Source organism: Delftia lacustris (assembly GCF_040267515.1).
In the GTDB taxonomy this organism is placed as follows: Bacteria; Pseudomonadota; Gammaproteobacteria; order Burkholderiales; family Burkholderiaceae_C; genus Comamonas; species Comamonas tsuruhatensis.
The window spans coordinates 2834460-2854716 of the sequence record NZ_CP141274.1; the positions used below are offsets into that span (position 1 = coordinate 2834460).

At 66.3% G+C, this 20257-nt stretch carries 20 protein-coding genes; 12 read left to right on the forward strand and 8 right to left on the reverse strand.

The window, feature by feature from the left end:
• Positions 1 to 10 precede the first annotated feature (10 nt).
• The 7 genes from U6958_RS14305 to U6958_RS14335 are packed head-to-tail and all read left to right on the forward strand — an operon-like array spanning position 11 to position 8039.
• Positions 11 to 883: a carbohydrate ABC transporter permease gene (locus tag U6958_RS14305; protein ID WP_082001472.1), complete on the forward strand. Its 873-nt coding sequence runs from the start codon at positions 11 to 13 to the stop codon at positions 881 to 883.
• Complete coding sequence (locus U6958_RS14310; RefSeq protein WP_016446302.1) at positions 876 to 1760, forward strand: carbohydrate ABC transporter permease; 885 nt, start codon at positions 876 to 878, stop codon at positions 1758 to 1760. The genes U6958_RS14305 and U6958_RS14310 overlap by 8 nt, the downstream gene beginning before the upstream one ends.
• A 28-nt stretch (positions 1761 to 1788) precedes the next feature.
• A complete protein-coding gene (locus tag U6958_RS14315) occupies positions 1789 to 2904 on the forward strand; it encodes an ABC transporter ATP-binding protein (protein ID WP_074922943.1) in 1116 nt (371 codons plus the stop codon).
• On the forward strand, positions 2901 to 4436 hold the full coding sequence (locus tag U6958_RS14320) for a GMC family oxidoreductase (protein ID WP_074922944.1): 1536 nt from the start codon (positions 2901 to 2903) through the stop codon (positions 4434 to 4436). Before U6958_RS14315 ends, U6958_RS14320 begins: the two co-directional genes overlap by 4 nt.
• Positions 4433 to 5218, forward strand: a complete 786-nt coding sequence (locus tag U6958_RS14325; RefSeq protein WP_046239201.1) for a 3-ketoacyl-ACP reductase — start codon at positions 4433 to 4435, stop codon at positions 5216 to 5218. Before U6958_RS14320 ends, U6958_RS14325 begins: the two co-directional genes overlap by 4 nt.
• Positions 5219 to 5229: 11 nt before the next feature.
• A complete protein-coding gene (locus tag U6958_RS14330; RefSeq protein ID WP_074922961.1) occupies positions 5230 to 6843 on the forward strand; it encodes a GMC family oxidoreductase in 1614 nt (537 codons plus the stop codon).
• 14 nt (positions 6844 to 6857) lie between these two features.
• Entirely contained in the window at positions 6858 to 8039 is a 1182-nt protein-coding gene (locus tag U6958_RS14335) for a dihydrodipicolinate synthase family protein (protein WP_074922945.1), read from the forward strand.
• A 67-nt stretch (positions 8040 to 8106) separates the two neighbouring features.
• Here the strand turns inward: U6958_RS14335 and argC are convergent, their stop codons facing one another.
• Complete coding sequence (gene argC / locus U6958_RS14340; protein WP_074922962.1) at positions 8107 to 9075, reverse strand: N-acetyl-gamma-glutamyl-phosphate reductase; 969 nt, start codon at positions 9073 to 9075, stop codon at positions 8107 to 8109.
• 119 nt (positions 9076 to 9194) lie between these two features.
• Between argC and U6958_RS14345 the strand changes: the two genes are divergently transcribed.
• Entirely contained in the window at positions 9195 to 10079 is an 885-nt protein-coding gene (locus U6958_RS14345; RefSeq protein ID WP_017407463.1) for a LysR family transcriptional regulator, read from the forward strand.
• Positions 10080 to 10208: 129 nt separating this feature from the next.
• On the opposite strand, the gene U6958_RS14350 is transcribed toward U6958_RS14345, so the two are convergent.
• Complete coding sequence (locus U6958_RS14350; protein WP_074922946.1) at positions 10209 to 10625, reverse strand: jacalin-like lectin; 417 nt, start codon at positions 10623 to 10625, stop codon at positions 10209 to 10211.
• A gap of 832 nt (positions 10626 to 11457) precedes the next feature.
• Here U6958_RS14350 and U6958_RS14355 point away from each other — a divergent pair.
• Both U6958_RS14355 and U6958_RS14360 read left to right on the forward strand, forming a co-directional pair.
• The gene (locus U6958_RS14355) at positions 11458 to 12384 is read left to right on the forward strand and encodes an NAD-dependent epimerase/dehydratase family protein (RefSeq protein ID WP_017407464.1); all 927 of its coding nucleotides are present in this window, start codon (positions 11458 to 11460) and stop codon (positions 12382 to 12384) included.
• Positions 12381 to 13076: a type 1 glutamine amidotransferase domain-containing protein gene (locus U6958_RS14360; RefSeq protein ID WP_074922947.1), complete on the forward strand. Its 696-nt coding sequence runs from the start codon at positions 12381 to 12383 to the stop codon at positions 13074 to 13076. Before U6958_RS14355 ends, U6958_RS14360 begins: the two co-directional genes overlap by 4 nt.
• Before the next feature lie 25 nt (positions 13077 to 13101).
• Here the strand turns inward: U6958_RS14360 and U6958_RS14365 are convergent, their stop codons facing one another.
• Positions 13102 to 13596 carry a MerR family transcriptional regulator gene (locus tag U6958_RS14365; protein ID WP_074922948.1) on the reverse strand — a complete coding sequence of 165 codons (495 nt, stop codon included), beginning with the start codon at positions 13594 to 13596 and terminating at the stop codon, positions 13102 to 13104.
• A gap of 302 nt (positions 13597 to 13898) precedes the next feature.
• Here U6958_RS14365 and U6958_RS14370 point away from each other — a divergent pair, with 302 nt between their 5' ends.
• Positions 13899 to 14390: a hypothetical protein gene (locus U6958_RS14370; RefSeq protein ID WP_016446290.1), complete on the forward strand. Its 492-nt coding sequence runs from the start codon at positions 13899 to 13901 to the stop codon at positions 14388 to 14390.
• An 88-nt stretch (positions 14391 to 14478) separates the two neighbouring features.
• Here the strand turns inward: U6958_RS14370 and U6958_RS14375 are convergent, their stop codons facing one another.
• The 5 genes from U6958_RS14375 to U6958_RS14395 form a co-directional block, all read right to left on the reverse strand.
• Positions 14479 to 15087, reverse strand: a complete 609-nt coding sequence (locus U6958_RS14375) for a DUF4337 domain-containing protein (protein WP_034366698.1) — start codon at positions 15085 to 15087, stop codon at positions 14479 to 14481.
• A gap of 100 nt (positions 15088 to 15187) precedes the next feature.
• A complete protein-coding gene (locus tag U6958_RS14380) occupies positions 15188 to 15367 on the reverse strand; it encodes a DUF2256 domain-containing protein (RefSeq protein WP_013801983.1) in 180 nt (59 codons plus the stop codon).
• Between the two features lie 20 nt (positions 15368 to 15387).
• On the reverse strand, positions 15388 to 16425 hold the full coding sequence (locus U6958_RS14385; RefSeq protein ID WP_074922949.1) for an NAD(P)/FAD-dependent oxidoreductase: 1038 nt from the start codon (positions 16423 to 16425) through the stop codon (positions 15388 to 15390).
• Positions 16422 to 17054, reverse strand: a complete 633-nt coding sequence (locus U6958_RS14390; protein ID WP_074922950.1) for a lipocalin family protein — start codon at positions 17052 to 17054, stop codon at positions 16422 to 16424. Before U6958_RS14390 ends, U6958_RS14385 begins: the two co-directional genes overlap by 4 nt.
• The gene (locus tag U6958_RS14395) at positions 17015 to 17998 is read right to left on the reverse strand and encodes a MerR family transcriptional regulator (RefSeq protein ID WP_074922951.1); all 984 of its coding nucleotides are present in this window, start codon (positions 17996 to 17998) and stop codon (positions 17015 to 17017) included. Before U6958_RS14395 ends, U6958_RS14390 begins: the two co-directional genes overlap by 40 nt.
• Positions 17999 to 18257: 259 nt before the next feature.
• Between U6958_RS14395 and U6958_RS14400 the strand changes: the two genes are divergently transcribed.
• Positions 18258 to 19832: a methyl-accepting chemotaxis protein gene (locus tag U6958_RS14400; RefSeq protein WP_074922952.1), complete on the forward strand. Its 1575-nt coding sequence runs from the start codon at positions 18258 to 18260 to the stop codon at positions 19830 to 19832.
• Positions 19833 to 20257: the final 425 nt, after the last annotated feature.

A 20257-nucleotide genomic window follows, 5' to 3' on the forward strand; every position in this document is an offset into this window, starting at 1 on the left:
GGACCCTGCCATGAAGGCCGGCTGGCTCCCCAGGCTGCTTCTCAGCCCCAGCGTGCTGCTCACGCTGGTGTGCGTGTACGGATGCATTCTGTTCACGGTCTATCTGTCGTTCACGGCATCGACCCTGCTGCCGCGCCATGAATGGGCCGGCACCGCTGCCTACACGCGGCTGCTGGGGCTGGAGAACTGGAAGATCTCGGCGAACAACCTCGCGGTGTTCGCCAGCCTCTACATCGCCATTGCCATGGCGCTGGGCCTGGTACTGGCCATCCTGATCGACCAGAAGATCCGCGCCGAGGCCGTGCTGCGCTCCATCTTCCTGTACCCCATGGCCCTGTCCTTCATCGTCACGGGAACGGCGTGGAAATGGCTGCTCGACCCCGGCGTGGGCCTGGAAAAATCCATGCACCTGCTGGGCTGGCAGGGTTTTGCGTTCGGCTGGATCAAGGACGGCGACATGGCCATCTACTGCGTGGTCATCGCCGCCGTGTGGCAGACCAGCGGCTTTGCCATGGCCCTGTTCCTGGCGGGCCTGCGCGGGGTGGACTCCGAGCAGATCCATGCGGCGCGGCTCGATGGCGCGCGCACCTGGCAGGTCTACTGGCGCATCGTCCTGCCGCAATTGGGGCCGGTTTTCGTATCGGCCTTCGTGATCCTGGCGCACATGGCCATCAAGTCCTATGACCTGGTGATTGCGCTGACCAATGGCGGGCCCGGCCGCTCGACCTGGCTGCCCTCGGTGTTCATGTACCAGTACTCGTTCACCCGCAACGAGATGGCCGTGGGTGCGGCCAGCTCGGTGCTGATGCTGCTGGCCGTGGGCGCCATCGTCCTGCCCTATCTCTGGGGCGCCATGCGCAGCGCAGGAGGTCGCCATGACTGAGCTGCGCACACCCTGGTCCGTGACACGGCGGCTTCAGCCCTGGCGCGTGCTGCTGTATGCGGCGCTGGTCCTGCTGGCGGCGGTCTTCCTGCTGCCGGTCTATGTGATGCTGGCCAATTCGTTCAAGCCGCTCGACGAGATCCGCAGCGGCCACCTGCTGGCGCTGCCCGGCCAGTGGACGCTGGCGCCCTGGCGCAGCGCCTGGAGCACGGCGCAGATCGGCGTGCAGGCCACGGGGCTGCGGCCGTTCTTCCTCAATTCCTTCCTGGTGGCCGTGCCATCCGTGCTGCTGTCCACGGCCCTGGGCGCGCTCAACGGCTGCATCCTGACCCAGTTCCGTTTCCGGGGGGCGGACCTGCTGTTCGGCGCCATCTTGCTGTCGGTCTTCATTCCATTCCAGATCGTGCTGATCCCCATGGCCAAGATGCTGGGGGCGCTGGGCCTGGCGGGCAGCCTCAAGGGCCTGGTCTTCGTCAACACGGTGTACGGCATAGGCTTCACCACGCTGTTCTTTCGCAACTACTACGCGGCCTTCCCGGCCGAGCTGGTGCGCTCGGCGCGCATGGATGGCGCGGGGTTCTTCGGGCTGCTGTGGCGCGTGCTGCTGCCCAACAGCCTGCCCATCGTCGTGGTGGCCGCGATATGGCAGTTCACCAGCATCTGGAACGAGTTCCTGTTCGGCGCCTCGTTCAGCGATTTCAGCTCCTACCCGCTGACCGTGGCGCTGAACAACCTGGTCAACAGCAGCACCGGCGTCAAGGAATACAACGTCCACTTCGCGGGGGCGTTCATTGCGGCCTTGCCGACGCTGGCCGTGTACCTGGTGTCGGGCCGGTTCTTCGTGCGCGGGCTGATGGCCGGCGCCGTCAAAGGCTGATGCCCAGCATCTTGCAGTGAGGCATTCCATGGCATTCCTTGATCTCGACCGCATCCACAAGCGCTTCGGCGCGGCCAGCATCCTGCAGGACATCAGCATTGCCGTGCAGGAGGGCGAATTCCTGGTCCTCGTCGGCCCGTCGGGCTGTGGCAAGAGCACGCTGATGAACATCATCGCGGGCCTGGAGCCGCCCAGCGGCGGCCGCCTGGCGCTGGGCGGCCGCGACATCACCCACGCGGCGCCGGCCGAGCGCGACATCTCCATGGTGTTCCAGTCCTATGCGCTGTACCCCAACATGACCGTGGCGGGCAACATCGGCTTTCCGCTGGAGATGCGCAAGGTGGACAAGTCGCGGCGCCTTGCGCGGGTGCAGGAGGTGTCCAGGCTGCTGCAGATAGAGCACCTGCTGGGGCGCAAGCCGCGCCAGCTGTCGGGCGGCCAGCGCCAGCGCGTTGCCATAGGGCGGGCGCTGGCGCGCGAGCCGCAGCTCTACCTGTTCGACGAGCCGCTGTCCAACCTCGATGCCCAGCTGCGCGTGGACATGCGCGCCGAGATCAAGAAGCTGCATCAGCGCCTGGGCGCCACCATCATCTATGTCACGCACGACCAGATCGAGGCCATGACCCTGGCCACGCGCATCGCCGTCATGAAGGGCGGGGTGCTGCAGCAGCTGGGCACGCCGCAGCAGGTCTACAACCGGCCGGCCAACACCTTTGTGGCGGGCTTCATGGGGTCGCCGCGCATGAACCTGCTGCCTGCGCGCGTGGGTGAGTGGGCGGGTGAGGGGCAGGGCGGTCCCTTCCTCGATATCGGCGGCCAGTCCCTGTCCCTGCCGCAGCCGCTGGCCACCGCGCTGCAGGGCCATGCGGGCCGCGAAGTCATTGCCGGCATACGTGCCGAGGCCGTGGGCCTGGCGCCCGAAGGCGTGCCGGCCGCCCCCGGCCAGGGCCTGGCCGAGGCCCGCGTCGAACTGCTGGAGCCCACCGGATCGGACACGCTGGCCCTGCTGAAGCTCGGTAGCCATGCGTTCACCGCGCGGCTGCCGCCCGATGCGCCGTTGCGCGCCGGGGACAGGGCACGCCTGCTGATCGACCTGTCTCGGCTGGTCTGCTTCGATGCCGCCACGCAGGCGCTGATCGCATGACCGCCATGGCGCACAACGGGCTGGACTGCGATGTGCTCATCATCGGCTCGGGCGTGGGCGGCTCGGCCGTGGCCCTGCAACTGGCGGACAGCGGTGCGAGCGTATGGGTGCTGGAGCGCGGCCCGGTGCTGCCGCGCGAGGCGCAGAACTGGGACATCGAGGCCGTCTTCGCCGAAAGACGCTACCAGACCGACGAGGTCTGGTACGCCAGCGGGCGGGCGTTTCGGCCCGGCATGTTCTATTTCGTGGGCGGGCACACCAAGTTCTACGGCACGGCCATGCTGCGCTTTCGGCAGCGCGATTTCGAGGCGGTGGAGCATGAGGAGGGCATCTCGCCCGCCTGGCCGCTGCGCTATGCCGATCTCGAACCCTGGTATGCCCTGGCCGAGCAGCTGTTCGGCGTGCGCGGCCAGGGCGGCGCCGACCCCACGGAGCCGCCGCGCAGCACGGCCTATGCCCATCCCCCGGTGCCGCACGAGCCGCTGCTTTCGCGCATCGAGCAGCGCTTGCGTGCCCAGGGCCTGCGGCCGTTTCCCATGCCCTGCGCCATCGACCTGGGACCGGGCGGACACTGCCGGCGCTGCGCCAATTGCGACGCCGTGCCCTGCATGGTGGGGGCCAAGGGCGATGCCGAAACCTGCCTGCTGCGGCCTGCGCTGGCGCACCGCAATGTGCGGCTGCACACCGGCGTGCGCGTTCAGCGCCTGCTCACCGATGCGGGCGGGCGGCGCGTCGTCGCGGCGGAGGTGGTGGACCGCGGCGTGGCGCGCCGCATCACGGCGGGGCTGTTCGTGCTCAGTGCCGGCGCCATCAACTCGGCGGCCCTGCTGCTGCGCTCGGCCAATGCGTGGCATCCGCGCGGCCTGGCCAATGGCAGCGACGTGGTGGGCCGCCACTACATGACGCACAACACCACGGCCCTGATGGCATGGCACCCGTTCAGGCGCAACCGCACGCGCTTTCCCAAGACGCTGGCGCTGCACGACTTCTATTTTGGCGACGGCGCGGGTGGCCCGCCGCTGGGCAGCCTGCAACTGCTGGGAAAGATCCGCGAGCCCATGCTGCGTGCCGCCCTGCCGGGCACCCCGAGGTGGCTGCGCAGCGCGCTGGCCGAGCGCAGCGTGGACTGGTACGCGCAAAGCGAGGACCTGCCCCACCCCAGCAGCCGCGTCACGCTGCGCGCAGACGGAGCCATCGACCTGCACTGGCACCGCACCAACCTGCGCGCCCACCAGCGTTGGGTGGCGCGCTGCGCCCAGATACTGCGCGGCACCGGCTACCCGCTGGTGCTGTCGCGCGGCTTCGGCACCGAGGTGGTGTCGCACCAGTGCGGAACGGTGCGCCTTGGGAGTGATCCGGCCACCTCGGCGCTGGACCCGCAGTGCAAGGCCTGGGAGCTGGACAACCTGTATGTGGTCGATGCGGGATTCTTCCCGTCCTCGGCCGCAGTCAACCCCGCGCTGACCGTGGCTGCCCAGGCCCTGCGCGTGGGCAGTCACCTGCGTCACCACCTTCAGGAGCTGCTGCCATGAATCCGCAATCGACGGCACGGCGCCCCGTGGCCCTGGTCACCGGCGGCAGCCAGGGCATAGGCGCCGCCATTGCGCTGCAACTGGCGCACGACGGCTTTGACGTGGCCATCACCACGCTGCAGGACGATGGTGCCAGTGACGGCGCCAGCGTCGCGCAGATCCAGGCCTGCGGCGCGCGTGCGCTGCATGTGCGCGGCGACCTGGCCGACGTGCACGACCACGCTCGTGTGCTCGATGCGGTCTGCGCCTGGGGCGGTGTGCCGTCCTGCCTGGTCAACAACGCAGGCATGGGCTCGCCGCGCCGCGGCGATCTGCTGGACATCCGCGCCGAGGACTTCGACCGGGTGATGGCCACCAACCTGCGCGGCAGCTTCTTTTTCACGCAGGCCGTGGCGCAGCGCATGCTGGCTGCGCCTTCGGGCGCTGCGCGGTCCATCGTCACCGTGTCCTCGGTCAGCGGCGAGATGGCGTCGGTGGAGCGCGGCGAGTACTGCCTGTCCAAGGCCGGCCTGGGCATGCTGACGCGCCTGTTCGCGCTGCGCCTGGCGGCGCACGGCATTGGCGTGTTCGAGCTGCGCCCCGGCATCGTCCGCACGGCCATGACGGCGGGCGCTGCCGATCGGTACGACGGTCTGATCGCTGCGGGCCTTGTGCCCATGGGCCGCTGGGGCCGGCCCGAGGACGTGGCGCAGGCCGCCAGCGCGCTGGCCAGCGGCAGGCTGGCGTTTGCGACGGGGTCGGTGCTGCATGTGGATGGCGCGCTCTCCATCGCGCGGCTGTGAGGAGGATGACCATGGACAGCTATGACTACATCATCACGGGCGCGGGCTCGGCCGGCTGCGTGCTGGCCAACCGGCTGAGCGCCGACCCCTCGGTGCGCGTGCTGCTGCTGGAGGCCGGGGGCTGGGACTCGCATCTTCTGTACCACTGGCCTGCGGGCTTTGCGCGCATGACCCGGGGCCGGGGCTCCTGGGGATGGCAGACCGTGCCGCAGCGGCATCTGAACCAGCGCGTGCTGCGCTACACGCAGGCCAAGGTCATCGGTGGCGGCTCGACCATCAACGCCCAGCTGTACACGCGCGGCGTGCCGGCAGACTATGACGACTGGGAGCGCCTGGGCGGTGCCACGGGCTGGTCCTGGCGCGACGTGCTGCCGTACTTCAAGCGGTCGGAGAACAACCAGCGCTTTGCCAACGAGTACCACGGCTACGGCGGCCCGCTGGGCGTGTCCTGCCCCGTCAGCCCGCTGCCCATCTGCGAGGCCTTCTTCCAGGCCGGCCAGGAAATGGGCATGCCCTTCAACCCCGACTTCAACGGCGCCGCGCAGCAGGGCCTGGGCTACTACCAGCTCACGCAGTGGAATGCGCGCCGTGCGTCGGCCGCCACGGGCTTCATCGATCCGGTGCGCATGCGCCGCCCCAATCTGACCATCCAGCTGCAGACCCAGGCGCTGCGCGTGCTGGTGCAGGGCCGGCGCGCGGTTGGCGTGGAGGCGGTCTCGGGCACCAGCCGCACGCCTTTCAGCGTGCACGCCAGCCGCGAAGTCATCGTCTGCTCGGGCGCCATAGGCTCGCCCAGGCTGCTGATGCACTCCGGCATAGGCCCTGCCGACCATCTGCGCAGCGTGGGGCTGGCGCCTGTGCATGACCTCCCTGGTGTCGGCTCCAACCTGCAGGACCACCTGGACCTGTTCGTGATCGCCGAATGCACGGGCGACCACACCTACGACAAATACCAGCGCCCCTGGCACGCGGCCTGGGCGGGCCTGCAGTACCTGCTGCTCAAGAAAGGGCCGGCCGCCTCCAGCCTCTTCGAGACCGGGGGCTTCTGGTATGCCGACCCCGATGCGCTCGCGCGCTCGCCCGACATCCAGTTCCATCTGGGGCTGGGCTCGGGCATAGAAGCCGGAATGACCGGGCTGGAGAACGCGGGCGTGACGCTGAACACGGCCTACCTACGCCCCCGCTCGCGCGGCACGGTCCGGCTCGCGGATGCAGACCCGGCGTCGGCGCCCTTGATCGATCCCAACTACTGGGCAGACCCCCATGACCGGGCCATGTCCATCAAGGGCCTGCGCCTTGCGCGCAAGCTGCTGGGCCAGCCAGCGCTGCGGCGCTACGTGCACGGCGAGGTATTGCCGGGCGGACATCGGGACAGCGATGCCGAGCTGTCTGACTACGCCTGCGCCCATGCCAAGACCGACCACCATCCCGTGGGCACCTGCCGCATGGGCCCCGAGCACGACCCGGAAAGCGTGGTGACGCCGCAACTGCAGCTCATCGGCATGGAGGGGCTGCGCGTGGCCGATGCGTCCGTGATGCCCTTCATCCCCTCGTGCAACACCAACGCTCCCACCATCATGGTGGCCGAGAAGGCTGCCGACCACATCCTCGGCCGACGGGCTTGAGGCAGGAGACCCCCATGCAGATCCTCCTTCCCCGAAGCGACGGCCGTCTCGTGCCACTGGCCATGAAAGCCAATCCCATCGCTCCCGCGGGCCCGGCCCCTGCCTTCAACCGCAGCGTCTACGCAGCGGCCCATGTGGTGATCGACCCGTTGGCCGCCACGCATCCCTGGGATGGCCCGCCTGCCATCGATTGGGAGGCGACGCTGGCCTTCCGCGAGCATCTGTACCGCCTGGGCTTCAAGGTCGCCGAAGCCATGGACACGGCCCAGCGCGGCATGGGCCTGGACTGGCCATCGGCACGCGAACTCATCCAGCGCAGCGCGCGCCATGCGCGGGCAGTGGGCGGCCAGCTGGCCTGCGGCGCGGGCACCGACCAGCTGGCGGCGCAACCCGGGGTCACGCTGGCACAGGTCGAGCGGGCCTACCGCGAGCAGATGGACGTGGTGCAGGCCGAAGGCTGCCCCGTGGTCCTCATGGCCAGCCGCGCCCTGGTCCAGGCCGCGCGCGGCCCGCAGGACTATCTGCAACTCTATGACCGGCTGCTGGACGCTGCCGACCAGCCCGTGGTGCTGCACTGGCTGGGCGAGATGTTCGACCCTGCGCTGCGCGGCTACTGGGGCAGTACGGACCTGGTGCAGGCCCTTGATACCGTCGCCGCGCTGATCGCAGCGAAGGCGCCCAAGGTCGAAGGCATCAAGGTATCGCTGCTCGATGCGCAATGGGAGAGGGCGCTGCGCCGCAGGCTGCCTGCGGGCGTGAAGATGTACACGGGTGACGATTTCCACTACTCCGAACTCATGGCCGGCGATGGGACGGCAGCCGGTGAGGGCGGCCACTCCCACGGCCTGCTGGGCATCTTCGACCCCATCGCCCCGGTGGCGGCCGTGGCGCTGGCCGAACTGGCCCAGGGCCGCAGCGGACGCTTCCGGGAACTGCTGGATCCCACGGTGGCGCTGTCGCGCGAGATTTTTTGCGCGCCCACGCGGCACTACAAGGCAGGCATCGTGTTCCTGGCCTGGCTCAATGGCCACCAGAAGCACTTCTCCATGGCCGGCGCAATGCAGTCTGCACGCGGGGCCGTGCACTTTGCCAAGGTGTTCGAGCTGGCCGATGCCTGCGGTGCGCTGGCCGACCCGGAGCGGGCCAGCGCGCGCATGAAAAGCTATCTGTCGGTGGCCTGTGGCGTCGAGGCTTGAAGCAGGATTGCCCGGATCTTGCCCCGTCTTCCCCAGGCCGGCAGCTCACACCGCACTCACTCCACGCTCACACCAGGCTCAGGGATTCATCGCATCCTGGCTGCAGCATCGGCTGCAGCCCGAGCATCAGATCAAGGTTCTGCACCGCCGCGCCGGCGGCGCCCTTGCCCAGGTTGTCGAACACGGCGGTCAGCAGCACCTGCTCTTCCTGCGGCTGTCCGAACACCGCCAGCCGCATCCGGTTGCTGCCATTGAGCGCACGCGGATCGAGCCGCTGCGCGTCGGCATCTGCCACCAGGGGTTGCAGCTCGATGCACGGCTGGTCCTGGTACCGCGCCTGCAGCGCAGCGTGCAGGCTGCGGGCAGTCACGCCAGCGGGAAGCAGCCGCAGATGCAGGGCGATGGTCAGCACGATGCCTTGCCGGTAGTGGCCATAGGCCGGCACGAACACCGGCGCATGGGCCAGGCCGGCATGCTGCTGTATCTCGGGCACGTGCTTGTGGTGCAGACCCAGGCCATAGACCTGCAGGGGCACGGCAGTGGCGGCGGCAGCGCCCTCATGGTCCAGCAGCCCTGCGCGGCCCCGTCCCGAATAGCCCGATACCGCGTGAATGGCCAGCGGGTAGTCGGGCGGCAGCAGGCCCGCGTCGATCAAGGGCCTGAGCAGCGCCAGCGCACCTGTCGGATAGCAGCCGGGATTGCTGACGCGCCGGGCATGGGCGATGCGTTCAGCCTGGCCTGCCTCCAGTTCCGGCAGGCCATAGACCCAGCCCGGCGCGGTGCGATGCGCAGAACTCGCATCAATCACGCGCACGCCGGGCCGGCGCACCAGCGCCACGGCCTCGCGCGCAGCCTCGTCCGGCAGGCACAGCAAGGCGATGTCGCAGTCGTTGAGCGCCTCGGCGCGGTGCGCCGTGCTTTTGCGCTGGTCGGCCGGCAGTTGCAGCAGGCGCAGGTCGGTCCGATCCGCCAGCCATTCGCGCACCTGCAGGCCGGTGGTGCCTTGGTCGCCATCGATGAAAACAAGAGAGGTCATGGGTTGCTCCGATTGGGTGTGGAGCGCATGGTGCAGCGCCTGCCGCATGCAGGCCAGTTGAATCTGACAAACTACAGATTCATGATTCCTGAATTGCTGGCAACCTGGGGCACCGCACCATGCGCGAAATCAATCTGGACCGTCTGCGCACCTTGCTGACGGTGGCCGACCTGGGCTCGTTCGCCGCCGCCGCCAAGGTGCTGCACCTGGCGCCGCCCACGGTGACGCTGCATGTGGCGCAGCTCGAAGAACGTCTGGGAACTCGTCTATTGCACCGCGCACCGGCCGGCGTCACCGCCACATCGGCGGGCAGCCTGCTGATAGACAAGGCGCGCCAGCTCCTGGCCGAGGCCGACGATCTCCTGCAGACCGTGCAGCGCCAGATCGCCACGCGCGGGGGCCGCGTGCGCCTGGGCGCCTCCACCGGCGCACTCGCGCACCTCTTGCCCCAGGCACTGGAAACCCTGGCCGCCCGGCATCCCGAGATCGACGTGCAAGTGGCGGTGATGACCAGCGAGGAAGCCCTGGCGCGCCTGGCTGCCGGCAGCCTGGACATCGGCATCGTTGCCTTGCCGCAGCCCGTGCTGCGCGGGCTGCAGGTGCAGGCCTGGCGCCAGGACCCCGTGCTGGCCTTCATCCCGGCCGCCTGGAAGCCTCCGCGGCACATCACGCCCGCCTGGCTTGCAGCCCGTCCGCTGATCGCCAACGACCGTGGCACCCGGCTGTCGCGCCAGACTGCCGAATGGTTTGCCGCAGGCGGCGCCCGGCCGCAGGCACGGATCGAGCTGAACTACAACGACGCAATGAAGAGCCTGGTGGCGGCGGGCTACGGCGCCGCGCTGCTGCCCCATGAGGCCGGCGCACCGCAGCCTGACCCCCGCATCACCACGCGGCCCCTGCGGCCGGCACTGTCAAGGGCGTTGGGCATCGCGCATCGCAAAAGGCCGGATGACGACGCGACGACGGTGACGATTGAGGTTTTGATGGGGATGCGGGGGCGTTGACTTTGCTGATTGATGCCTGATTGACAGCAGGAATCCATAGAGCCGATGAGCGGACTGGAATAAACCTCGGCTTCATCCCAGTCCGTTTCGGTGCCTTGTTGATGCGATGGCACCATCACCGGCTTGACACTACGCTGGAATGAAAACGCCTATCGCGTCAACATTTGTGCCGGAACGACCAAAGAAGCCACCCGCTGCTTCAGCAGGAATGGGGCCGAAGGGTTTCCCTCCGTCGCCTCCGTAGGGGCCGTAGGACTTCTTGTTGGTGGTAATGGTCAGGGAATCAATTCGACTTCCGCTTCGCCCTTGTATCGTAACGATGTGCTCGTTGCTGCCAAACTCGATCACAGTTTCTTCGCCGCCCCCGCCACCATGGCGTGCACCAGTGAGTTGTGTTCCGTCTGTCAGAAGCCATGTGGTTTGGATGGCATCGACTCTGGCTCCATGCCTGATCGAAATCCTCACAATTCGAACCACTTGGGTCAGATCATCGGAAAATTCGTCTCCACCCTGACCGCCGACTTGTTGACTTTTCTTGTAAGGCATATAAATCTCCGTTGTCAATCGCCCTTGGTTTTTTGGCTTCTACGGGGCGATGTTCATAGAAGCGTAAGGCTCGAAAGCCAGAAGCTGAATTCAATGATTGGCCGAATGGCGACAATGGCCGTAGTGCGCTTCCAGTGCAAATGAAGTGCGGTCGACAAGAGCACGCTCTGACATTCATTGACCAAACGATCCCTCAGAAATGCGCGAAGTCAACACGATTTGATTTCTGGATCTCAATAGCGGCACATCCGGTTTTTCGTCCTGTCATTGCGATCGTTATGGCGGTATTTGCCACTGCCATCATCAGAGGTCTTCAGGCCATTCATTGCTGGCGTTTCATTCTGTCACATTGAATAAGCGGCGTCCATCGGAAGTTGGCAATTCAATCATTGGATTGAGAATGGCTTCTTCTTTTCAATGGTGGTGGTGCATTCTGATTGCATCAAATAGCTGCTGTGCACACATTGCTCTCATTGCTCTCATTGCACCCATTGCAGCAATTGATGGCGGTGTGCGGTGGCAGTCTTGATAAAGCCGACAAGTTCGGACCACAGATGAGCAACCGCAAAGAGGCAAGTCCGCCATCGCGGCTCATGCACAGGCGCTGCCGACCCGAAACGGGCCTTCACCAGGTGCACCAAAGCAGGCCGCAGTGTCCAGGCTCCAGGCTCCCCGACATGATGGAAGTGCCGGGTTTCTTCAGACAGCCAGCGAGCCGGCAGGGGGCTTCGACCTGATATCAGGGACCTGCAGTTTTGCCACTTGACCTTCAACTCAACTTGAAGCTTAAGCTCCTTATCCTCTCATCACACAAGATGCTGCAAGGATCGATATGCAAACCATTTTGGGCGCCAATGGCCAGATCGCTGTGGAGCTGGCGCGCGAGCTCCACCGCAACTACACCCAGAACCTGCGCCTGGTCAGCCGCAAGCCGCGCAAGGTGAACGATACGGACGAGCTGGTGTCCGCCGACCTGATGAATTCCGCGCAAACCCTGGAGGCCGTGCGTGGCAGCGAGGTCGTGTACTTCACCGCTGGCCTGCCACCAGACACCGAGTTATGGGAGGGGCAATTTCCTGCCATGCTGCGCAACGCGCTCGATGCCACGCGGGCAGCGGGGGCCAAGTTTGTCTACTTCGACAACACCTACATGTACCCGCAAACCGCGCAGCGGCAGACCGAGGAAACCGCCTTTGCCCCGGTGGGACGCAAGGGGCGCGTGCGCGCCTTGATGGCCGAGATGGTGCTGGCCGAGATGCAGCGCGGCGATATCCCCGTCGCCATTGCCCGCGCGCCAGAGTTCTACGGCCCCGGCAAAACCCAAAGCATCACCAACACCCTGGTGATCGGCCCGCTCAAGGCGGGCCAGAAGGCCAAAGTGCCGGTGCGTGACGACAAGCTGCGCACCCTGATCTGGACGCCCGATGCAAGCCGCGCCATGGCAGCCATTGGCAATGCGCAAGATGCGTATGGCCAGACCTGGCATCTGCCTTGCTGGGACGAGCGGCTGACCTATCAGGCCTTTGTGAACATGGCGGCTGCAACCTTTGAGGTTGAGCCGCGCTACAAGGTACTGAGCCACCTGGCCATGGTGGTTGCTGGCTGGGTCTCCAAGCCCGTGCGCGAACTGCGCGAACTGCTGCCACGCTACGCGCACGACAATGTGTTTGATTCGTCCAAGTTCAAGCGCCGCTTTCCCGACTTTGCTGTCACCAGCTACGCACAGGGCCTCAAGCACATCGCGCAGGAGTCATCATGAGCACGCCACGTATCTTGCATGTCGTCACCAATGTCGCTCATTACGACGACCCTGCGCACGCCACAGGGCTGTGGCTGTCGGAGCTGACCCATGCCTGGGATGTGTTTGCTGCGCAAGGGTATCTGCAGCAACTGGTGAGCCCGCTGGGTGGCGCCGTACCGCTGGAGCCGCGCGCACTCCAATGGCCGCACTTCGATGCTTCGGCCAAAGCCTGGCTCGATGATCCCGCGCGCATGGCCCTGCTGGCGAACACTGCGGCACCTGCCGATATCGATGCGAACGATTTCGATGCCATCTACTTCACCGGAGGGCATGCGGTGATGTGGGATTTTCCCGATAGTGCGGGGCTGCTGCGCATCACACGCAGCATCTGGGAGCAAGGTGGCATCGTTGCATCGGTTTGCCACGGCTACTGCGGCCTGCTCAATACGCAGCTCAGCGACGGCTCTTTGCTGGTCGCGGGCAAACGGGTCACGGGTTTTTCATGGACGGAAGAAATCCTGGCCGGAGTGGCCCGGTCCATGCCCTACAACGCCGAGCAGGAAATGAAGATGCGCGGTGCGCGCTATCAGAAAGCCTTGCTGCCTTTTATGTCGTATGTGGTGGCCGAGGGCCGCCTCATCACCGGGCAAAACCCGGGGTCGGCCAAAGCGACTGCAAAGCAGGTGGTGCAGGCTCTGGCAAGGCGCTAGGGCCGCGTTCCAAACTGCCGAAGGCCTATGCCGCGCTTGCCCGCTTCTTGTGTCCGGTGCGCATGAGCTTGCTCATTTTTTCTTCGGCCGCTGCTTCAGAGGCCAGGGATTCGGATTGCTGGGCCAGTACATGGGAGAGCACACGGCGTGCGTTGTCGTGGCAATCCATGTTGTCTGGCCGCGCTTCAATATCGGACAACAAAGCCTGCAACTGCTTTTTGCTGGTCTGCAGCTTTTTCTCCATGGCCTTGATATCGGCAATTTTTTGGCGCAGCGCGCCCACGACGGCCTCATGGTCCCAGCCTTGCAGGCCGGGCGGCAAGAGTGCACGAATTTCATCCAGGCTGAAGCCCACCCCTTGCGCAATCGCAATCAGCTCCAGCATCTGCACCATCTCAGGCGGATAGCTGCGGTAGCCATTCAAGCCACGCTCAGCCGCTTGCAGCAGGCCGCTTTGCTCATAAAAACGAATGCGTGATGTGGACAGGCCTGTGCGTTTGCTCAGTTCGCCAATGTTCATACGTGACCTCGGCAGGGATGCCTTCACCTTCAATAAGACTTGAAGCTTATCGTACTCGCAAGCCCTTCGCTCCAGCGGCAATTTGCGGCGAGCGCGACGTGCAAGCGAGGCAACCTGACGCAGCTCGGTCAGCCGCTGATGACCAGCCTGCACGCCTGCTTTGACTGCCGTGGCTACCGTATCTGCCGGGTGTCATGGCCCCGTGGAAGCCGCCGCTTGCGCAATAGACCCCTGCGCGCGAACTGTATGGATGGACAGTAGAATTTCGGGCTCGATAGTTTCCACAAGGGAAGGGTCTGGACATGTCCGCAGAACTCGAACAAGAAGTCGTCTCAATCTTCGAAGACCGCCTTTGGCATCACAACGGCTGGGAGGCCCGCGTCATCAAGAATGAAGACGACGATGGCTGGGCCGTTGCCATGACCCAGGACGGCCAGGCGGAGCCAAGCCTGGTCGGCCCGTGGACCATGGGCCGCGACAAGAAAAATCCCAAGCCGCTGGACGTTTCCGCCTTTAACACGCTGGTGAAGACGGCGCACGAGGTGATGCGCCGGCATGAGCAGCATCTGGCAGCGCAGTTGCACAAGGATGTGCAGATCGTGGTGGGCGGGTCACGCGTGACCGTCTCTCTGGATATCGAGCCCGATGAGGACAATCCCAGCGCCACGCTCACCGCCACTGCCGCCGACGGCAGCGAGCTGGCCAAGGTGGGAGTCAGGCCGGACCATCAGCTCACCCGGACCTCTGCGCAAGCGTGGGCAGAGGCAGGCTACCCCCGTCCCAGCGAGGACTGAGCCGCGGGCAAGGCCGGGGAATCGGGGGGGGCTGTTTCACAGCTGCCTTCCAAGGCGGATATGCGGCTTTGCGGCTTTGCCACACGCTCTAGATGTGCAGCATGGCCAGCCCGCCCACGCCAAGGCCCAGCGCTGCCACGCCGAGCATGGCGTATTCCAGCCATTTCTTCTTGGTCAGCAGCGCGATGGCTGCAAGGGCAATGGCGACCTGCAGCGCGGTGGTTGCCTGCGCCCAGCGGTGATGCAGGTGCATCTGCATCTCGGACTTCTCGTCCCATTGCCGGGCCTCGGCTTCCAGGCGGTCGGCATCGCGCTTGATGTCGTCCTTTTCCTTTTCGTAGCGCTCCACCTTGGCCTGGTAGGCGGCCCGCCTGTCCTCCGTGGTCGCCAGATCACGCGCGAACTCGGACAGCGATTGCTTGGTGCTCTTGGCCTGGAAGAAGGCCCATTGGTTGGCCGCTTCGGTCTTCTTGATGGCTGCGTCGTTCTTGTACAGCCCGGCATTGGCCTGGGTGGCGCCGCCCATGTACGCGAAGATGGCGCCCACCGTGGCGATGACTGCCGTGCACATGGCGATCTGGTTGGTCAGGCTGCCGCCGCCGATGCCGTGGTGGGCGGTGTGGCCATGCTCGCCCTGGGCAGCATGTTCGAGTTCGTGATCGTGTGGGCCGTGGACGTGAAAGCCGCCGGAAGACATGGGTGCCAATTCCTTGATGCAATGGGGTGGCGCATTATGGGGCCGGCCTGGCGGCAATCCAGGGCTCCAGAATGTGCGGGGCGCATGGCCCGCTTGGAGGTCAGCGCCTTGGCTGACGGCCTGCAGATGGGGGAGTGGGATCAGGCGGCAGTCGCGCGGTGCGGCAGCGCTGCGAGCAGTATTTGACCTCGTCCCAATCACGTGCCCATTTTTTGCGCCATGTGAACGCAAGACCGCAGCACGCACACAGCTTGGAGGGAAGGTGGGGCTTCTTGTGCATGGCGCGGGCGATCCTGCAGTTCAGCGCGTCAGCGTGGCCAGGGCGCGCCGGGCCAGCGCCCGTCCGCTGAGCCAGGCGCCTTCGACGCCTGCGCCGCACATCCAGTCGCCGCACAGGCCCAGGCCCGCAGGCGCATCCCACCAGTAGCGGTTGACCAGGTGGGGTGCCGGCAGCGCATAGCGCCAGCGGTGGGCAGTGACGCGCAGGCCGCCTGGCAGAGAGTCGGCCAGGGCCTCGAATGCCTGCAGCAGTTGCCCGGCCACGGATTCAGCGTCCGATTCGATGTGATCCTGGCTCCACCGTGCACTGGCATGCAGTACCCAGGTCTGCTGCCCTTGTTGCCCTTGCCGCCCTGGCTTGGCGCTGTCGCGTGCCACCCAGCACAGCGGGCCATCCGTGATTTCTGCCGCATCCCAGTCCAGCGGCAGGGGGGCGTCGGTGCGCAGCATGGCCACCCAGCAAGGCTGCATGCGTGCGCTGGCGGCCAGTGCTGCAGCATAGGGCGAGACCGGCTCCAGCAAGGCTGCCGCCTGCGGTGCAGGCACTGCCAGCACCAGGGCGCAGTATTCCCGCCCCATCTGCCCTTGTTCGGCACAGTGCACTGTCCAGCGGGCAGGCCCGTGCTGCAAATGCTGCACCGTGGCCTGCAGGTGCAGCCGTACGCCATACCCCTGCTGTCCAAGCCGCTGGACAAGAAACGCTGCGGGAGAGGTCATGCGCGGCACGCCCACCCAGCGGTCGGGGCCTGCCTCTGCGGGCACCGCGTCTGTGCCCTGCAGGCGCACTGCGCGCGGACGCCAGGCGGCGACAACGCCGTGCTGCTCCCACTGGCGCACCTCCTGCACAAACTCCGGGTCCTGGGCTGCAAACGATGGGGCGCCGTGATCGCACTGCCACGCACCCTGCGGATCCTGCGCGCGCCGTGTGCTCATGCGCCCGGATGGGCCTCGGCTTTTCTCGAAGATATCCACGCGGCAGCCAGCCTCGGCCAGCAACTGTGCGCAGGCCAAACCCGCCATTCCTGCGCCGATCACCGCGACGGGGGGCAGGCTGTTCACAAGGCCTCCTGGCTGCGCGCTTCCTGGTGCCGATCATGGCTGACCCAGATCAGCGCGCTGGTATCGACGCCCAGTTCCCCGGCCTTGGCGACGATGGATTGCAGGGTCCGCGGGGGCAGTTTCGGCTCCCTGGCCAGTATCCAGCAGTACTGCGTGTCCGGCCCAAGGACCAGCGCCCAGCGGTAGTCAGGGTCCAGGGCGGCCACATGGTAGCCGCCGTAGAACGGACCGAAGAAGGAGACCTTGAGCGAAGCCGTGTCCGGCTTGCCCGTGAACAGGGCCTTGCCGACGGCGCGCTGCCACTGGCCCCGGGGCACGGAAAACCCCCGGTTCACCACCTTCACGCTGCCGTCTGCCTGCGGCGTGTACTCGGCGGTCACATCGGTCATGCCCCGCTCGAAACCATGGTCCAGCCGCGCCAGTTCGTACCACAGGCCCTGGTAGCGCTGCAGGTCGAACGGTGAGACGGGCGTGACCGAGCCTGGCGGGCGCATGCTGGCGCAACCGCTGGCCAGCAGGCCGGCGCCAAGGGTCGCTGCCAGCAGGGTGCGCCGCCTGGCGATGAAGACGGGGCGGGGGGCGGGAAAGTTCATGCGGATGTCCTTGATGTTCTTGTCGTCTGCCGCCATCGGGCGACCAGCGGTTGCAGATCCGTGAGATGGCGCACCGGCGTGATGCCCGTGACCGGGCTGGAATAAAGCGCCGGGCATGCTCCACCGGCCCACAACTCGATGGCCGGCGGCAGGTGGCTGCGCAGCTCGCCCAGGCAAGCCTGCGCCATCGCTCCGTTGTGGGCGCTGCTGAAGCTCAGCCCCACGATGTCGGCGCGATGCGCCCGCGCGGCCTGTGCCACGTCGCCGATGGGCGTCTGGGTGCCCAGCGATACGCAGTTGCAGCCTTCCAGGGCCAGCAGGGCTTCGACCATGAGCAGGCCCAGTCCATGCATCTCCTGCGGCAGCGTGGTCAGCAACACCTTGGGCGCGGGCGGCGGGGAAGGCGGGATGAGCGAGGCGATCGCCTGCCTCAAGACGCCGGTGAGCACCTCGGTGTACAGGTGCTCTTCGAACACTTCAAAACGCCCCTGTGCCCAGAATTCACCGACCGCCGTGGTCAGCGGGGCCACGAGCGTGGTCACGAAACCGGCCAGGCCCATGCGCGACTGGGCCAGGCTCAGGCAATGCCTGAGCTGGGCGGGATCATGTGCGGCAATGGCGTTGAGCATGGGTGCGAAGCGTTCAGAGTCTGCTGCATTCTCTGAATTTGTCCTGGACAAATCCATGGCTGGCGAGGTGTCGGCGCGGGCCAGCAGCGCCTGCAGGCCGTCCAGGTCCACCCCCATCAGCTTGCTGGGGCGCAGCCCCGTATCCATGAGCCGCCGGATCAGGGTCAGTTTTCGAACCTGGTCTGCCGGGTAGCGGCGATCGCCTGCCGAATCCCGTTCAGGCCTTGGAAAGCCGTAGCGTCTTTCCCAGACACGCAGGGTGTCCTTGGCAAGTCCGGTCTCGCGTTCGACGGCCGAGATGGGCAGCCCGGGGCCAGGCGCCAAAGGCAGGGGGTCAGAAAGTGGCGTCATTGATCTGAAGGGAACAAAACGTCCGGCCATGGCCGGGATGTTTTGAGGGATTTTGCAAATTGTCTAGGACAAAAATATGTTTTGTCCAATATATTACATAGAGAAACAAAGCGCAGGCCCGCTGGCCGCCACCCGGCAGCCGCTGGCGCGAGTGCTCTGTAGATCCCGGCCAGGAGATGACGGCCCCAGGCGCAGGCGAGGCTTGACATCGTGATCGCCGCGCCCGTGTGCAGTCTTTCCGGCCACGCAGTCCGTACCGATGATCATCATGAATTTGTCCAACTGGCCACTGGCCCGCCGTCTCGCAGCTGCCTTCGCATGCGTCATCGCCATTTTTCTTCTTGTCATCGCGCTGGCCGTGAGCAGCCAGTCCCGGCTCAAGGAGGCCCAGCAATGGAACGAGCACACCTTCAAGGTGATGTCCCAGGGACAGCGCATGCTCACGGGCATGGTCAACATGGAGACGGCCTCGCGGGGCTATCTCCTGTCGGGCGACTCCCGTTTTCTGGCCCCCTGGGATGAAGGGCTCAAGGAGTTCGAGGCCTCCTGGCAGGAGGCCGTACGCCTGACAGAGGACAACCCCGCCCAGCAGCGCCGGCTCGACGGAATCCGGCTGCGCCACCGTGAATTCGTGCAGGCGGTGCAGCCGCTGCAGGCGCTGCGGCGGCAAGTTCAGGACGGCACGGCGACCGTCGAGGATCTGGTTCGCGAGTTCTCCCTGGGGCGCGAGAAGGCGGCCATGGATGGGCTGCGCGCACTGCAGGCGGACCTGGTGCGGGAGGAGGAGCAGCTCATGGCCGAGCGCCTGACGCGCACCGAGTCGCTGGCGGCAATGACGCTGGCGTTCGAGCTGGGGGGCGCGCTGGTGGCCGTCGTGCTGGCCGCTCTGCTGGGTACCTGGGTCACGCGCTCCATCACCGGCCCCATCGGCCGGGCCATCCAGGTGGCACGCGCGGTGGCATGCGGGGATCTGACGCAGCGGGTGGAGGCCACCACCCACGATGAAGTGGGGACCCTGCTGCGCAGCCTCGGCGAGATGAGTGATGCGCTATCGCAGGTCGTGGCCGTCGTGCGCAGCGGCAGCGAATCCGTGGCGAGTGCAAGCACCCAGATTGCCCAGGGCAACACCGACCTGTCCTCGCGAACCGAAAGCCAGGCCAGCGCGCTTGAACAAACTGCGGCCTCCATGGAACAGCTCGGAGCGACCGTGACCCAGAACGCGGATGGCGCGGGCAAGGCCAACGCGCTCGCGCAGCAGGCCAGCGGCGTGGCCGGGCAGGCGGGCGAGGTGGTCACCCAGGTCGTGGACACGATGAAGGGCATCAGTGAAAGTTCGCGCCGCATCGCCGACATCATCAACGTCATTGACGGCATCGCGTTCCAGACCAACATCCTGGCGCTGAACGCTGCGGTGGAGGCTGCACGTGCCGGTGAACAGGGCCGCGGCTTCGCTGTGGTGGCCTCCGAGGTCCGCAGCCTGGCCGGCCGCAGCGCGGCGGCGGCCAAGGAGATCAAGGCCCTGATCTCCGACAGCGTCGAGCGGGTCGAACAGGGCTCTGTGCTGGCCGACCGCGCGGGGGGCACCATGGCTGAAGTGGTGATGAGCATACGCAGCGTCACCGACCTCATGGGAGAGATCAGCGCGGCTTCCGCCGAACAACGCAGCGGCGTGGCACAAGTGGGCGAGGCGGTCATGCAGATGGACCAGGCGACACAGCAAAACGCGGCCCTGGTGGAAGAAATGGCGGCGGCAGCCACGAGCCTGCGCCAGCAGGCGCATGACCTTGTGCAGTCCGTGAGCGTTTTTCGCCTGGGGCCTCAGGCGCAGGGTTGAGGCAGGGTTGGCGCAGGGGTGAGGCAGGGTTGATGCACCTGGTGAAGACGCGGTGCGGGACTTTGGGAGAGCGGGCCTCTCTACAGGCGCCGGAGCATCAGCCGCTGCTGCCGTCCTGCCCGGGCACCGGCCGGCGTTCAAACAGTTGCGCCATGGCCCGGGAGGGCCGGAGCCCGCAGATCGCGCCATCCGGTTTTCCGAACGGAGCCTGCATTTCATTGTTCGGATTTCCGTTCCACCTTATGCATAAAAGTAAGGTCGATATAGGCGAATCAAGCAGTTAGCGCGCGGCGTAGGTGCCGGATGCGGCTGGCACGGTCTGTGCACTGTCAGGCGCAGGCCACGTGCGTCGTGGTTGTGTGTGCAGGGAGACAAGCCCGTCTTCGCAATGGCATCCGGCAGAGGCCCGGGGGCTGCGGCGGACC

What these genes read in the sequence shown, in the direction of transcription:
- U6958_RS14305 (WP_082001472.1), top strand. Translation starts at nt 11, where the DNA reads ATGAAGGCCGGCTGGCTCCCCAGGCTGCTTCTCAGCCCCAGCGTGCTG.
- U6958_RS14310 (WP_016446302.1), top strand. Translation starts at nt 876, where the DNA reads ATGACTGAGCTGCGCACACCCTGGTCCGTGACACGGCGGCTTCAGCCC.
- U6958_RS14315 (WP_074922943.1), top strand. Translation starts at nt 1,789, where the DNA reads ATGGCATTCCTTGATCTCGACCGCATCCACAAGCGCTTCGGCGCGGCC.
- U6958_RS14320 (WP_074922944.1), top strand. Translation starts at nt 2,901, where the DNA reads ATGACCGCCATGGCGCACAACGGGCTGGACTGCGATGTGCTCATCATC.
- U6958_RS14325 (WP_046239201.1), top strand. Translation starts at nt 4,433, where the DNA reads ATGAATCCGCAATCGACGGCACGGCGCCCCGTGGCCCTGGTCACCGGC.
- U6958_RS14330 (WP_074922961.1), top strand. Translation starts at nt 5,230, where the DNA reads ATGGACAGCTATGACTACATCATCACGGGCGCGGGCTCGGCCGGCTGC.
- U6958_RS14335 (WP_074922945.1), top strand. Translation starts at nt 6,858, where the DNA reads ATGCAGATCCTCCTTCCCCGAAGCGACGGCCGTCTCGTGCCACTGGCC.
- argC (WP_074922962.1), bottom strand. Translation starts at nt 9,075, where the DNA reads ATGACCTCTCTTGTTTTCATCGATGGCGACCAAGGCACCACCGGCCTG.
- U6958_RS14345 (WP_017407463.1), top strand. Translation starts at nt 9,195, where the DNA reads ATGCGCGAAATCAATCTGGACCGTCTGCGCACCTTGCTGACGGTGGCC.
- U6958_RS14350 (WP_074922946.1), bottom strand. Translation starts at nt 10,625, where the DNA reads ATGCCTTACAAGAAAAGTCAACAAGTCGGCGGTCAGGGTGGAGACGAA.
- U6958_RS14355 (WP_017407464.1), top strand. Translation starts at nt 11,458, where the DNA reads ATGCAAACCATTTTGGGCGCCAATGGCCAGATCGCTGTGGAGCTGGCG.
- U6958_RS14360 (WP_074922947.1), top strand. Translation starts at nt 12,381, where the DNA reads ATGAGCACGCCACGTATCTTGCATGTCGTCACCAATGTCGCTCATTAC.
- U6958_RS14365 (WP_074922948.1), bottom strand. Translation starts at nt 13,596, where the DNA reads ATGAACATTGGCGAACTGAGCAAACGCACAGGCCTGTCCACATCACGC.
- U6958_RS14370 (WP_016446290.1), top strand. Translation starts at nt 13,899, where the DNA reads ATGTCCGCAGAACTCGAACAAGAAGTCGTCTCAATCTTCGAAGACCGC.
- U6958_RS14375 (WP_034366698.1), bottom strand. Translation starts at nt 15,087, where the DNA reads ATGTCTTCCGGCGGCTTTCACGTCCACGGCCCACACGATCACGAACTC.
- U6958_RS14380 (WP_013801983.1), bottom strand. Translation starts at nt 15,367, where the DNA reads ATGCACAAGAAGCCCCACCTTCCCTCCAAGCTGTGTGCGTGCTGCGGT.
- U6958_RS14390 (WP_074922950.1), bottom strand. Translation starts at nt 17,054, where the DNA reads ATGGCGGCAGACGACAAGAACATCAAGGACATCCGCATGAACTTTCCC.
- U6958_RS14395 (WP_074922951.1), bottom strand. Translation starts at nt 17,998, where the DNA reads ATGACGCCACTTTCTGACCCCCTGCCTTTGGCGCCTGGCCCCGGGCTG.
- U6958_RS14400 (WP_074922952.1), top strand. Translation starts at nt 18,258, where the DNA reads ATGATCATCATGAATTTGTCCAACTGGCCACTGGCCCGCCGTCTCGCA.